This window comes from Thermococcus chitonophagus, from assembly GCF_002214605.1.
Classification (GTDB): Archaea; Methanobacteriota_B; Thermococci; order Thermococcales; family Thermococcaceae; genus Pyrococcus; species Pyrococcus chitonophagus.
In genome coordinates this window covers 815966-828388 of the sequence record NZ_CP015193.1, presented here as the reverse complement: position 1 = coordinate 828388, position 12423 = coordinate 815966, and the positions used below count along the sequence as shown (strand labels likewise).

15 protein-coding genes and 1 pseudogene are annotated in these 12423 nt (G+C 44.6%); 9 read left to right on the top strand and 7 right to left on the bottom strand.

Features of this window, described 5'->3' with window-relative positions; all coding sequences use genetic code 11:
- The first annotated feature begins 46 nt into the window (after positions 1 to 46).
- Positions 47 to 814: a PfkB family carbohydrate kinase gene (locus tag A3L04_RS04690; RefSeq protein WP_068578743.1), complete on the top strand. Its 768-nt coding sequence runs from the start codon at positions 47 to 49 to the stop codon at positions 812 to 814.
- A 42-nt stretch (positions 815 to 856) separates the two neighbouring features.
- Entirely contained in the window at positions 857 to 1366 is a 510-nt protein-coding gene (locus A3L04_RS04685; RefSeq protein WP_068578745.1) for an NUDIX domain-containing protein, read from the top strand.
- Here the strand turns inward: A3L04_RS04685 and A3L04_RS04680 are convergent.
- Together A3L04_RS04680 and hypA are read right to left on the bottom strand one after the other, a co-directional pair.
- Entirely contained in the window at positions 1353 to 2078 is a 726-nt protein-coding gene (locus A3L04_RS04680; protein ID WP_068578747.1) for an Mrp/NBP35 family ATP-binding protein, read from the bottom strand. The two genes, A3L04_RS04685 and A3L04_RS04680, sit on opposite strands and share 14 nt — an antisense overlap.
- Before the next feature lies 1 nt (position 2079).
- Positions 2080 to 2496 carry a hydrogenase nickel incorporation protein HypA gene (hypA, locus tag A3L04_RS04675; protein WP_068578749.1) on the bottom strand — a complete coding sequence of 139 codons (417 nt, stop codon included), beginning with the start codon at positions 2494 to 2496 and terminating at the stop codon, positions 2080 to 2082.
- A 134-nt stretch (positions 2497 to 2630) separates the two neighbouring features.
- Between hypA and A3L04_RS04670 the strand changes: the two genes are divergently transcribed.
- Both A3L04_RS04670 and A3L04_RS04665 read left to right on the top strand, forming a co-directional pair.
- Positions 2631 to 3467 carry a M55 family metallopeptidase gene (locus tag A3L04_RS04670; RefSeq protein WP_088859110.1) on the top strand — a complete coding sequence of 279 codons (837 nt, stop codon included), beginning with the start codon at positions 2631 to 2633 and terminating at the stop codon, positions 3465 to 3467.
- A gap of 148 nt (positions 3468 to 3615) precedes the next feature.
- Positions 3616 to 4947, top strand: coding sequence for a TrpB-like pyridoxal phosphate-dependent enzyme (locus A3L04_RS04665; protein WP_068578752.1), 1332 nt, complete (start codon positions 3616 to 3618; stop codon positions 4945 to 4947).
- Here A3L04_RS04665 and prf1 read toward each other — a convergent pair.
- Positions 4937 to 6181 (bottom strand): peptide chain release factor aRF-1, encoded by a 1245-nt coding sequence (prf1, locus tag A3L04_RS04660; RefSeq protein ID WP_157092442.1) that lies wholly within the window; start codon positions 6179 to 6181, stop codon positions 4937 to 4939. The two genes, A3L04_RS04665 and prf1, sit on opposite strands and share 11 nt — an antisense overlap.
- A gap of 72 nt (positions 6182 to 6253) precedes the next feature.
- Here prf1 and A3L04_RS04655 point away from each other — a divergent pair, with 72 nt between their 5' ends.
- The 5 genes and pseudogenes from A3L04_RS04655 to A3L04_RS04635 all read left to right on the top strand — a co-directional run bounded on the left by A3L04_RS04655 (position 6254) and on the right by A3L04_RS04635 (position 9002).
- Entirely contained in the window at positions 6254 to 7108 is an 855-nt protein-coding gene (locus A3L04_RS04655; RefSeq protein ID WP_068578755.1) for a glycosyltransferase family 2 protein, read from the top strand.
- Positions 7109 to 7113: 5 nt separating this feature from the next.
- Positions 7114 to 7470 (top strand): DUF2304 domain-containing protein, encoded by a 357-nt coding sequence (locus A3L04_RS04650; RefSeq protein WP_068578757.1) that lies wholly within the window; start codon positions 7114 to 7116, stop codon positions 7468 to 7470.
- Positions 7471 to 7513: 43 nt separating this feature from the next.
- A pseudogene (locus tag A3L04_RS04645) lies at positions 7514 to 7876 on the top strand (BlaI/MecI/CopY family transcriptional regulator); the annotation flags it as partial.
- Positions 7877 to 8088: 212 nt separating this feature from the next.
- Positions 8089 to 8421 carry a M48 family metalloprotease gene (locus A3L04_RS11245; RefSeq protein ID WP_239233794.1) on the top strand — a complete coding sequence of 111 codons (333 nt, stop codon included), beginning with the start codon at positions 8089 to 8091 and terminating at the stop codon, positions 8419 to 8421.
- A 32-nt stretch (positions 8422 to 8453) separates the two neighbouring features.
- Entirely contained in the window at positions 8454 to 9002 is a 549-nt protein-coding gene (locus tag A3L04_RS04635) for a deoxycytidylate deaminase (protein WP_068578763.1), read from the top strand.
- Here the strand turns inward: A3L04_RS04635 and uppS are convergent.
- The 4 genes from uppS to gdhA form a co-directional block, all read right to left on the bottom strand.
- Complete coding sequence (gene uppS, locus A3L04_RS04630; protein WP_068578765.1) at positions 8999 to 9793, bottom strand: polyprenyl diphosphate synthase; 795 nt, start codon at positions 9791 to 9793, stop codon at positions 8999 to 9001. The genes A3L04_RS04635 and uppS overlap by 4 nt on opposite strands.
- Complete coding sequence (locus tag A3L04_RS04625) at positions 9790 to 10311, bottom strand: gamma carbonic anhydrase family protein (RefSeq protein WP_068578766.1); 522 nt, start codon at positions 10309 to 10311, stop codon at positions 9790 to 9792. The genes uppS and A3L04_RS04625 overlap by 4 nt, the downstream gene beginning before the upstream one ends.
- A 118-nt stretch (positions 10312 to 10429) precedes the next feature.
- Positions 10430 to 10855, bottom strand: coding sequence for an HTH-type transcriptional regulator LrpA (gene lrpA / locus A3L04_RS04620; protein ID WP_068578768.1), 426 nt, complete (start codon positions 10853 to 10855; stop codon positions 10430 to 10432).
- Between the two features lie 137 nt (positions 10856 to 10992).
- Positions 10993 to 12255, bottom strand: a complete 1263-nt coding sequence (gdhA, locus tag A3L04_RS04615; protein ID WP_068578770.1) for a glutamate dehydrogenase — start codon at positions 12253 to 12255, stop codon at positions 10993 to 10995.
- Positions 12256 to 12423: the final 168 nt, after the last annotated feature.

Sequence of the window (12423 nt, the reverse complement as noted above, 5' to 3'; positions counted from 1 at the left end):
GCAAGGTTCCGGAGAGGATTTAAAAACATGGCGCGTACGGAAGTTCATGATGTTCACCGTCATTGGAAACTTCACCATCGATATCATAGGAGGAAAGAAAAGACCGGGCGGAGGAGCTTATTATTCCTCCCTAGTTTTGTCAAAGTTTGCCGATGTGAGGGTTATTACGAAGGTGGGGCAGGATTACCCAAGGGAATGGCTGAAGGAAGTTGAGGAATACGTTGAGCTGGTCCCCATAGAGGGGAAATCAAGCGTAGTTTACGAACTCATTTACAGAGGGGAAGAGAGGGCCATCAAGGTTCTATCCAAGGGAGATCCATTTAAAGATCATGAACTCCTAGAGACCCGAGGAGAAGTCATAATAAACCCAGTGGCCAACGAGATTACTCCCAACCAGGTTTCGCTATTTAGGAAGCCTTCCCTTGACGTCCAAGGATTTGTAAGAGAGCTAAAAGAGTACGTCGGCCTGAAAGAAATTGACGGTTGGTTCCTCTCCAACTGTAAAGTAGTTCATACTTCCCTCGAAGAGTATCAGAAGATAATAAACCCAGGAAAGCCAGAGATACTTGCGATAACAAATGGGAGCAGAGAAGGAGTTTTAATAGCTGAGGAAACAATTAAGTTTAGGCCAAAAAAGATTAGCGTTAGAGACCCAACGGGGGCCGGGGATGCATTTTTAGCCTTGTTGACTTATGGAGTTGGGAAGTTTGGCATCAGAAGAGGACTAGAGTTTGCACTTGAGGAGACGGCAAAGTTCTTGAACCTAGGGTTGAAGGAATACTTGAACCGCGATGATGAAGCCTCGATTGGCTGAATCGCGATGATTGGGAGGGACTTCCCTGAGCGGGTGGTGAAGATGGATCGCTACGTCCTTTTGATAAAGGCCCCTAAAGGCTACGATATCACGGAATTTCGAGAGAAAGTCAAGAGAATTGCCGATGAGCACGGGTTAATGGCTGAGATGCACAGATGTATTGGAGTGACGGTTGACCTTGTTATAATATACAACAACGGGATCGTCCTGATAAGGAGAAAGAATGAACCCTATAAGGGTTATCTAGCTCTCCCTGGGGGCTTTGTCGAATACGGCGAAAGAGTAGAGGAAGCAGCAATAAGAGAAGCAAAGGAAGAAACAGGACTCGATGTTAAGCTCTTAAGGATAGTTGGAGTTTACTCCGATCCAAACAGAGATCCAAGAGGTCACACGATTACAATAGCATTTCTTGCCGTTGGAAGCGGGGAACTTAAGGCTGGAGATGACGCAGGGGATGTAACTGTCATCCCAATCAAAGAAATAGAAGAGGTAAAGGAAAAACTTGCCTTCGACCATGCAAAAATAATAGAGGATGCCCTCAGATTGAGGTAGCAACCCTCTTTATCTCTTCTGCAAACTCCGTTTTCATGAGCTCATCAACGTTCCCTATCTTCAGCTCAAGGTCTGGATAGAACTTAATGCCGGCGAGGTACCTAACTCCATACTTCTCCGCGAGCTCCCTAACATCCTTCTCCTCATCAAGCTTCATGTTCTCGATTATGCCAAGTATCTCCCTGTTCTCCTCTTTTAACAATTGAATTAGCTTTTCAACGACATTTAAGGCTAATTTTGAGGGTGTTGCAACTATTAGAAATTCCCCACGCTTGAGGAACCTTAGCACGTCCAAGAACTGATCACCAAGCCCAGGAGGCATGTCTATTATCAGGTAGTCAAGCTCGTCCCACCTTGTTATCGTCAGGAGTTCTATGAGGGCATCGCTTATCTCCTTGCCCCTAAGGGGAGTCGGCCTATTCTCGGTGTAGTAGATTATGCTCATGAACTTTATTCCATGAACCACAGGAGGGACAACCCCTTTATCTTCCTCAGGAAAGTCTTTGGGCTCAAAACCCAAGATAAGATGGTCACTTGCTCCATGGAAGTCTAGATCCAAAAGACCAACTTTATTGCCAGCTTCAGCTAAAGACAGAGCTAAAACAGTAGATACTAGGGATTTACCAACTCCCCCCTTTCCGCTGACAACCGGAATTACCCTTTTAACTTTTTCAAGTCTTGCCGAAATCGCAATTTCCCTTGGGTCTATCATTTCACTCACTCTCCTTTTCGATTTTTATTCCCCCTATATAAACACCCCTCCCCTTTACCACCTCAAAATCGTGACTTCCACACTTGGGACATGAAACAAAAGCATGAACAACCTCTGGAATGAAGTGAATGTCCTCTCTTATCCTGTCGTCTAGCTTGTCCCTTACATCCTTAAGCCTCCACTCATGTCCACATGCACGACACTTGAATACTGCCTCTTCCTCTTCGAATATTATCTCTGCGTTCTCTGCTATCGTGCCTTTGAAAAGCTCTCTCATTGCAAATCCAACGATATCAGCGTTCACATCCTGCAATTCTCCAAGGATAACTTTAACTGCAAGGACTTTCGAGGCTCCCTCCTTTTGAGCATAATCAAGGACTGTTCTAACTATGGCATCCGCCAAGGCCCACTCGTGCATGTTATCACCAAACTAGACTTCAGTAGCACACCTTATAAATTGGGAAGTTCTCAACCAAGGGTTTCTTACGTTAAGATACTGATAATATTGGTAATATTTATATCTCATCGATCTAAATACTATTGGTGGTTCATATGAGGGCCTTCATATCAGTTGACCTTGAGGGGTTGCCATATATAGTCAGCAGGGAGCACCTTTTTGTAAAGGGAGCCCTGTACAATGAGGCAAGGAAGGTGGCAACTAGGATAGTAAGGACGGTGGCAGAAGAGCTCCATGCTCAAGGGTTCGAGGAAGTAGTTGTTGCAGACTCACACGGCCCAATGGTCAACGTGATTCCCGAGGAGATGCCAGACTTCGTTTCGCTAGTTAGGGGATTTCCAAGACCGCTCAGCATGGTTGCATTTGCCAGGGGGAGTGACTTAGCAATATTCCTGGGGTACCATGCTAAGGCCGGAACAAGCTATGCAACGTTCGATCACACGTACAGCGGAGCGACGATAGACAGGATAACCATAAACGGAATAGAAATAAGCGAGTGTCTAATGAATGCAATGCTACTTGGAGAGTGGGAAGTTCCAGTAGGCCTCGTTGCCGGTGATGAGGCCCTGAAGAAAGATCTCGAACTTTTACCATGGGCAGAATTTGTGACCTTAAAGAGGGCCTCAGGAAGGTATTCAGCGATAAGCCCATCATTGAAAAAAATTGAGGATGAGCTCAGGGAGAAAACAAGAATAGTAGTTGAAAAGCTTGAGAAGAAAGAGCTAAAACCATTTACCCTTGAAAGGCCTGTAAAGGTTGAGGTCAGGTTCTTGAACAGTGCCTATGCTGAGGTTGCAGAGTTGCTACCATTTGTCCACAGAAAGAGCGGGAAAGAGGTAGAGTTCACAGCAGAAACTATGGAAAATGCGTACAAGATCTTAGAGGTCTTAATATTTGCCGCAGCTGGTGTTTCCTACATAACCTCTAGGTAGCTTTACCTGTCCAAACATTTTTTAATGTTTACTTTTCCTTTTCTTCGATGCTCCATGACATGCAGGAGTGATCGTTTTTGGCTTGAATAGGGGGGCTTGTTTTTGGAGCTCCCATTAGAGTAGAGGCTATTCTCCCGGAGGTGATTTCATGAAAGTAGTTCTCCCAGATGGTAAAATACCCAGGAAATGGTATAATATACTGCCAGATCTACCAGAACCCCTAGCACCTCCTCTAGATCCAGAAACCAACGAACCAATAAACCCAGAAAAGTTAAAGAGAATCTTTGCAGAGGAGCTCGTAAAACAAGAGATGAGCCAAGAAAGATACATTGAGATACCAAAGAAAGTTAGGGAGATGTACTCAAAGATAGGCAGGCCAACGCCCCTTTTCAGGGCAACAAACCTTGAGAAAATATTGGGCACTCCAGCGAGGATATACTTCAAGTACGAAGGCGCAACCGTTACCGGAAGCCACAAGATAAACACCGCCTTAGCCCAAGCCTACTACGCGAAGAAGCAGGGGATAGAAAGGCTGGTTACAGAGACCGGTGCAGGCCAGTGGGGAACTGCACTAAGCCTTGCCGGGGCTCTAATGGGTCTGAAAGTTAGGGTCTATATGGCTAGGGCCAGCTATTACCAGAAACCATACAGGAAGACACTCATGAGGGTTTACGGTGCGGAAATATTCCCAAGTCCAAGCGAAAATACGGAGATTGGGAGGAAGTTCTTGAAAGAGAATCCTGATCATCCGGGTAGCTTGGGGATTGCAATAAGTGAGGCAATTGAGGACGTTCTCAAGGACGAAAAGGCTAGGTACTCCCTTGGTAGTGTCTTAAATCACGTCCTACTGCACCAAACGGTTATTGGGCTCGAGGCTAAAGAGCAGATGAAGGAGTTCGAGGAGCCCGACGTTATAATCGGATGTGTAGGAGGAGGAAGCAACTTTGCTGGCCTAGCGTATCCCTTCGTGAAGGATGTACTCGATGGAAAGGCAGATTACGAATTCATAGCGGTGGAACCAAGAGCAGCCCCCAGCATGACGAGAGGAGTTTACACCTACGATTATGGAGACTCCGGAAGGCTGACGCCAAAGATGAAAATGCACACCTTAGGGCACACCTATTATGTTCCCCCAATTCATGCTGGAGGATTGAGGTATCACGGACTGGCACCAACCCTGAGCATTCTACTTAACCACGGAATAGTCAAGCCAATAGCCTACCACCAGACTGAGGTCTTTGAAGCAGCCGTGCTCTTTGCAAAGGCCGAGGGGATAGTTCCGGCCCCAGAAAGCGCACATGCCGTAAAAGCTGCAATAGATAAGGCATTAGAAGCGAAAAAAGAAGGCAAAGAAATCGTCATATTGTTCAACCTCAGCGGACATGGTCTTTTAGACCTAAAGGGTTACGAAGACTTCTTAGATGGAAAATTGGAGGATTATGAGCCAGAAGAATTCCCAATCCTGAGCGCTAAATCTTGAATCTCAATATAGCCCCAAGTCCACCGAACGCCCTGTAGAACTGCTGACCTTCCTCAGTGTCAAGGGAGATAATTTCAACATTTGCTCCCGATTCCTCTGCCATTTTTATTAATTCCTCAGCCACATCCCACTTCTCGAAGCTTAGGTTCTGGCTTCCGCACTTGGGGCACCTGTTCAGCTTTCTTTTGTAAACCTCAAAGTCCTCCTCACTCATGGTCTTAAGCTCTTCCCAGCCGCAGTTGTTGCACTTGGCTCTAACCCTGACCTTGTTGTAGCCTTCGCTTATCAGTAGGGTATCTACGGCCCCTATCTCTAATGCTTTCCTGACTTCCCTCTCACCGTAGGTCGCAAGGCCCGTGTCCTTAACGACGTGCTTGAGGAATTCATTGACGAGGTTTCTCTCCCTTATAACTTCATGATCCCTGAGTATGTCGGCGGCCTTGGCCACTAGCTCCCTGAGCCCATACTCGCCATGGTAACTAATATCTACAACTCCAATTATCTTCTTCTTAAGCTCGTGGTGCAGGTAGTCCCCTTCAACGAATTCCTCTTTCGTTGGCCCAGGACCTCCAATTATTATGCCCTTGAGCTCGCCTTTCTCAAGGAGTGGAAGAAAGGCCCTGTTTGCATGCTCCCCAATTCTCTTCATGAACTCATGGGTTTCTTGTTCCCTAATCCTCTCGTATCTTCGAGCCGACTGACCTCCAGCTCTTGTCTTTCCTGGGACATTAGAGGTTAACTCATCAAGAACCTCAATTCTCTTGCCCCTGAGAAGCCCTATAGTTGCCTCATTCTTCTCAACAGTAATTAAGCCGTAAGCATCCTTGACCCTAAGCATCTCTTCAAGGGGCTCAGTAACAAATGTTTGATCACATCGATACAACCTAACGTTCAGGGGCTCTGGCGGAATTATTGCCCAAAGTCTTATGTCCGTGACTCCCTCCATCTCACTAACGTTACCCACGAATAAAGCTAATCCATTCTCCGGCGTTTGTTTGTAAAGCTTAAGGTGCTGCATTGCCCTTTCAAGGGCTCCAAGCACGTTCTTTCGCGTGGTCTTTGATTTTATGTTCTGTGCTGTACTATACTCCTCCCTAAGTTGCTGCATAACCTTGCTTATGTCGTAACCGGCAGGAATATAGAGTGAGATTAACTCCGTTCCTCTCCCCCTGATCTTCTTGAGCTCGTCAATCTTCTTCTTTAATTCATAAAGTTGAGCGTCACGCTGGGTCATTTTCCTCACCTCTCACGTACAAAGGTTTAAAAATTGGGCCAATTTATAAAGGTTTGGCATGGTGAAGGGAACGTGAGGCTGGAGAATGTAAGAGCCGAGAGAGAGCTTTCCGGGTTTCTTGAATCCCTCGGCATAAAAGTTGAAGATAAAGATGACTTACCATTCGTTGGCAAGTATTTCGTTGAAGTTAGGGGAGTGAAATATGAGGGCACATCCATATCTTCCCTTCGAGACATACTACTCAGGCTAAGGGGAACCTATGTAGTGGTTCCCGCATATAATGAGGAAAAAACCATAGGACAAGTTCTGGATTCCCTTCTTGCAGTCTTTCCTCCTGAGAGAATAATAGTTGTGAACGACGGAAGCTCGGATAGAACAGAGGAAATAGCGAAATCTAAAGGTGTCAACGTCGTTACTCACTTAATAAACAGGGGATTGGGAGGAGCCCTTGGGACTGGGATAGCATATGCATTAAAGAAAGGTGCAAGAATAATTGTGACGTTTGATGCAGATGGCCAGCACCTTGTTGAGGACGCCCTGAGAGTTATGAAGCCTGTTGTTGAAGGAAAAGCCGATATGGCAATTGGAAGTAGGTTAAAGGGAGACGTATCTCAGATGCCCATAATAAAGAGGATAGGTAATATTGGATTAGATTTAATTACTGCCATATTCTCAATGAAATATATCTCTGACACTCAAAGCGGATTAAGAGCAATCTCTGCCGAGTGTGCAAGGAAAATCAAGATAACGTGTGATAGGTACGCTGTTTCGAGCGAGATAATAATGAAGGCAGCAAGAAATAAGTGCAGAATAAAGGAAGTCCCTATAAAAGCAGTCTACACAGAGTACTCCATGAAAAAAGGAACGAACGTCATTGAAGGCATTAGAATTGCCATTAATCTGCTATTGGATGTATTTAGGAGGTGATGCTCATGTACACAATCCAGTACATAGCCTTGGTAATTATTGGAGGGCTAATGATATATGTATTCTTGAAGTTCAGGGATCAGAAGCTAGAGCTCTCGGACCTGATAACATGGGAACTTTTCTTTATTGTACTTCTGATAATCTCGCTAGCTCCCGTTAGGATATCAACGGAAATCCAGAAGATACTTGGGTTAAGAAGAGGTTTAGATGCACTCTTTGCTTCCATGATAGGCCTTGCCTACTTGCTTCTCTTTAAACTATACCTTGACATAGATAGGATAGAGAGGGAGATAACAGAGCTAACAAGGGAAGTTGGAATTAAGTTGAAGGAAATTGAAGACATGGTAAAGCGAAAACCTTAATTTCCAAAGAGCAATAATACCCAATATACTGGGGGGATACCTCATGGAACCTAGTGAATTCAAGCTTAATCAAAAGGGTATAAAGGCTGTTCTTCCAGCGTTGGAAGCCGAGATCATGGAATATATGTGGGATATTCAGGAGGCCACCGCAGGGGAAGTTTATGAGCACATGAAGAAGAAATATCCCGAGCTTAGGAGATCCACAGTCAGCATATTGATGAACAGACTCTGTGAGAAAGGATTGCTAAAAAGGAGAATGGAAAGAGGGAGAGGAGGAATTAGATATGTATATACAATAACAACGACGAGAGAAGAGTTTGAGAGGAAAGTGGTGGAGAAGATAATAGAATCACTGATGGCAAACTTTAGAGAGGCAACATACGCTTACTTGTCAAAAATTAAAAAAGTGATCAGGGATGCTCTATTGGATATTCCTTTTCCAATTGATGCTAGCAATCATAACACTAGGAAGAGTGGGTTTGGTTATTTCTCTCTTCGTTCTAGTAGGATTAGTCTTTCTGTATAGAGTCTCGTTGAAATTGAAACTTCCTAAAAATAGATTTTCAAAGCTTACGTGGGAAGATAACAATAGCCATAATCGCATTAGGGGAATCTCCTATGGCAAGGATTCTCTCCTTGTTTAACTTAATAGCATATTACTTCTATCTCCATAGATTCTTAAGAAAGCGGGAATTTAGGGCAGATAATGTGGCCCTTAGGATAGCAGAAGTCCCGTATGCATTAAAGAATGCTCTTGAGGAGTTAAAGTACTACGAGACAATATTGAGATCAAATGATATTCCCTTACCAACTATACAACCTCAACTCGAGAGGAAGAAAGAAGAGAGGTTCTATATAACAACCCTTGTCAGCACTCATCCCTCTTATGACGAGAGAATTGCAAGGATAATGGCGATAGTTGATATGTACAGGATATACGAGCTCAACTAATTTTTATAAACTTATTCTCATGACCAAAAATCATGAGCATTGAGATATTCTTAGATAAGGAAAAGGCCGAGAGGATAAAGAAGATCCGGCCGACTAAGGATGAATACTTTATGCTTATAGCAAAGCTAGTTTCTTTAAGGGCAACGTGTCCGCGGTTGAGAGTCGGGGCAGTAGCAGTTAAAGACGGCTATATCCTCGCAACAGGTTACAATGGGGCCCCCAGGAATATGGATCACTGTATTGACGTTGGGTGCATTCTAGTCGACGGGCACTGTCATAGAGCAGTCCATGCAGAGCAGAATGTAATAGCCATGGCCGCCAGAAAGGGAATAAGTTTAGAAGGGGCGACCCTCTATGTCACACACTTTCCCTGTGACACCTGCTTCAAGCTCCTGATAAACGCGGGGATAAAGGAAATAGTATACGAAGAGATGTATCCAAATAAGGTTACCGAAATGTTGCTCAAAGAAGCCCAGGAGAAGGGGATAATAAAGATAAGACAGTTTAAACTCTCAAAGGAGAGGGTCAGGCAGTTCTTAGAAGAACTATTCCCAGAATTCTGTGGTGGATGCGAAGATTAGCGGCCGAATCTCCTTTCCCTTTTCTGATACTCCCTTATTATCCTCAAGAAATCTATCTTCCTAAACTCGGGAAAGTACACATCAACGAAGAATAGTTCACTGTATGCTATCTGATAGAGCAGAAAATTGCTTATCCTTACCTCCCCTCCTGTTCTAATTACAATGTCCGGATCAGGCATATTTGGCACGTACAAGTACTTTTTTAGGAGGTCTTCATCTATATCATTAACGTCAAGCTTCCCGCTCATAACATCCTTAACTATTTCCTTAACGGCATCAACTATCTCGCTCCTTCCACCATAAGCCAAGGCTATGTTAAGGACGTAGTTGTTGTACTTTCGAGTTACCCTCTCCGCTTCTTCAGCAGCCTCTCTAACGTTTTTTGGGAGAAGTTCTTTTCGTCCGATGACATTAACCCTTATCCCATATTCATGAACCCTCCTGTCTTTAACAAGCTCTCTGAACTTTTCCTCAAAAAGTTGCATTAATCTGTTTACCTCCTCTCTTGATCTCTTAAAGTTCTCAGTTGAAAATGCGTAAACGGTGAGTATCCTTATGCCCAGCTCGCGGCACCATTCAAGTATTTCCTCAAGCTTTCTAGAACCAAATAAGTGGCCATACCATGGAGGCTTTTCAAGCTTTCTAGCCCATCTTCTGTTTCCATCCATTATTATAGCTACATGTCTTGGCAAATTTCCACTTTTAACTTTCTCTAGCAGGTACCTCTCGTATAAGTCGTATGCCGGCTTAAAAATTATGTGAGGAACATGGGATATAAGTCTGTAGATCATATTCTCTTTCTCCCCTTCATGTGTTTCTCGGCAAGCTCCATATAGATCTCGGCATTCTTCTTCGTCCACTCAATCTCTTCCTCAGTTAACTGCCTCACGACTTTTCCTGGAATACCTATTACGAGGCTATAATCAGGGATCTCCTTGTTTGGAGGTACGAGAGCACCTGCGCCTATTATCACGTGATCCCCAATCTTCGCTCCATCGAGAATTACCGCACCCATTCCTATTATAACGTAATTGCCAACTTTAGCACCGTGAACAACAGCATTGTGACCTATTGTAACGTATTCCCCTATTTCAGTCGGTAAACCATGAGAGGTATGAATGCTAACGTTATCTTGGATGTTTGAGTACTTCCCTACGTATATCTGCTCTATATCTCCCCTCAAAACGGCTGAGGGCCAGACGCTTGTCTTCTCTTCAAGAACTACATCCCCAATTACAACAGCATTCTCGTCCACGAATGCCGTTGGATGAATTTTAGGCCTTTTACCGTTAAGCTCATACACCACCATTAAAACCCACCTCAGAATAAGCTAACCCATGCGCTTTTAAGGTTTAACTATTGAAAATGTAAAGGCAATGAGGAAAATTTCGCTAGCTGAGAGATGATGACTACCCTCGCAACCGAGCCTACTTCAGCCTTTCAAGAATTATCGCTGGACAAACTTTTGTTACCCCCTCAATCTTTCCTATCTTGTTTGAAATTATGTCCGCAAGATCTTCCCCATCTCTTGCCCATATAATGGCCATTATCATGTGGTCTCCACTGGACAAGTAGAGTTCCCTTACAAAGTCAAACTCCTTTAGCTTTTCTGCAACTTCAAAGAGCTTTTCAGGTCTAGTATCAACCCCAGTGATCGTCACTAGGGAGTACCCGAGTTTCTTTGGGTTGAGTCTTATTGTATATCCCTCTATGATCCCCTTCTCCTCTAGTGCTTTAACCCTCTTCCTCACAGCGGTCTCGCTGATGCCCAGTCTTTTAGCTATCTCCGTGAACGGTGTTCTCGCATCCTTTACCAGTATATCCAGTATTATCTTATCCCTCTCATCTATCATTTTTCGAACCACCTTAGTATAAATTCAGAACCAAAGTATATAAAGTATTGGTTTTTAAAGTTTGCGATAATTGCAGAATTAGGTAGGGAAAATTATCAGAAATACAAGAATTTATTAGAAAATCGAAAGAAGAGAAATCAGTGCTTAACCCAACCGCGGTCAAGCATTGCCTGGTAGACTCTCTGAACTGCAACGACGTAGGCTGCGTCTCTCATGTGGATGTTCTTCTCCTTCGCCACGTTGTAGACGTCATAGAATGCCTTGGTCATCTTCTTGTCGAGCTTCTCCCTGACCTCTTCGAGCGTCCAGTAGTAGCCAGTTATGTTCTGAACCCACTCGAAGTAGCTGACCGTAACTCCACCTGCGTTACAGAGGAAGTCAGGTATCTGTAGGACTCCCTTCTCGAAGAGTATCTCGTCGGCCTCTGGTGTAACTGGACCGTTTGCAACCTCAGCGACGATCTTGGCCTTTATGTTGTCGGCGTTCTTCTTGGTAATAACCTCCTCAATTGCAGCCGGGGCTAGGACGTCAACCTCAAGCTCGAGGAGCTCCTCGTTGGTTATGTTGGTTGCTCCTGGGAAGTCCTTAACGCTACCGTGTTCCTGCTTCCACTTGAGTACTTCGTCAGCGTTGAGGCCATCTGGGTTGTAGATTCCACCCTTACTGTCACTAACTGCAACGACCTTCATTCCGTAGTCCTCGCTCATTATCTTGGCTAAGTAGTAACCGGCGTTACCGTAACCCTGGATTGCGATGGTCTTGCCCTTAAGGTCATCCCATCCGAGAACCTTTGCGGCCTCCCTTATGGTATAGGATGCACCTCTTGCGGTAGCCTCGTTCCTTCCAAGTGAACCTCCAATGCTGAGTGGCTTTCCAGTGATGATACCGAATGCGGGAGTCTTCCTCCTGCTTATGGTCTCGTACTCATCCATCATCCATGCCATGATCTGTGGGTTGGTGTAAACATCAGGAGCTGGAATGTCCTCATATGGGCTTATAACATCGTAAATTGCCCTTATGTACCCCCTAGCGAGCCTCTCCTTCTCCCTGTCTGAGAGCTTCTTGGGATCAACGATAATTCCACCCTTACCTCCACCGTATGGGAGATCCATAACAGCGGTCTTCCAAGTCATCCAAGCAGCGAGAGCCTTAACTGTGCTGAGGGTCTCCTCTGGGTGCCACCTAATTCCACCCTTGGTTGGACCCCTAGCCCAGTTGTACTGGACTCTAAATCCTGTGAAGACTTTGACGGTGCCATCATCCATCTCAACGGGAATTGTGACCTCTACAATCCTCTGAGGCCTCTTTAAGAATTCGAGGGCTTCCTCACTTATCTTCATATACTGAGCAGCCCTCTCTAACTGCTTAACAGCAATCTCAAATGGATCCTGCTCAACCATGTTCATCACCCCAATTTAGTCGATTGGCGATACACATTTGGGCAATGAACTATATAAAACTTTCGGTAAATAACGGTGGAAATCCTTTTGTTCATGGAGTTCTCGGATATAAAATTCATTTCGGTGTAGAATCCAAAGTTCAGCAAACATTTTGGCAAAAGAAGTTAT

Excerpts from the sequence above, each read along its gene's own strand:
- A3L04_RS04670 (WP_088859110.1), top strand. The coding sequence starts at position 2,631 with ATGAGGGCCTTCATATCAGTTGACCTTGAGGGGTTGCCATATATAGTC.
- A3L04_RS04680 (WP_068578747.1), bottom strand. The coding sequence starts at position 2,078 with ATGATAGACCCAAGGGAAATTGCGATTTCGGCAAGACTTGAAAAAGTT.
- A3L04_RS04690 (WP_068578743.1), top strand. The coding sequence starts at position 47 with ATGATGTTCACCGTCATTGGAAACTTCACCATCGATATCATAGGAGGA.
- gdhA (WP_068578770.1), bottom strand. The coding sequence starts at position 12,255 with ATGGTTGAGCAGGATCCATTTGAGATTGCTGTTAAGCAGTTAGAGAGG.
- A3L04_RS04625 (WP_068578766.1), bottom strand. The coding sequence starts at position 10,311 with ATGGTGGTGTATGAGCTTAACGGTAAAAGGCCTAAAATTCATCCAACG.
- prf1 (WP_157092442.1), bottom strand. The coding sequence starts at position 6,181 with ATGACCCAGCGTGACGCTCAACTTTATGAATTAAAGAAGAAGATTGAC.
- A3L04_RS04665 (WP_068578752.1), top strand. The coding sequence starts at position 3,616 with ATGAAAGTAGTTCTCCCAGATGGTAAAATACCCAGGAAATGGTATAAT.
- A3L04_RS04685 (WP_068578745.1), top strand. The coding sequence starts at position 857 with ATGGATCGCTACGTCCTTTTGATAAAGGCCCCTAAAGGCTACGATATC.
- hypA (WP_068578749.1), bottom strand. The coding sequence starts at position 2,496 with ATGCACGAGTGGGCCTTGGCGGATGCCATAGTTAGAACAGTCCTTGAT.
- uppS (WP_068578765.1), bottom strand. The coding sequence starts at position 9,793 with ATGATCTACAGACTTATATCCCATGTTCCTCACATAATTTTTAAGCCG.
- A3L04_RS04635 (WP_068578763.1), top strand. The coding sequence starts at position 8,454 with ATGAGCATTGAGATATTCTTAGATAAGGAAAAGGCCGAGAGGATAAAG.
- lrpA (WP_068578768.1), bottom strand. The coding sequence starts at position 10,855 with ATGATAGATGAGAGGGATAAGATAATACTGGATATACTGGTAAAGGAT.
- A3L04_RS11245 (WP_239233794.1), top strand. The coding sequence starts at position 8,089 with ATGGCAAGGATTCTCTCCTTGTTTAACTTAATAGCATATTACTTCTAT.
- A3L04_RS04650 (WP_068578757.1), top strand. The coding sequence starts at position 7,114 with ATGTACACAATCCAGTACATAGCCTTGGTAATTATTGGAGGGCTAATG.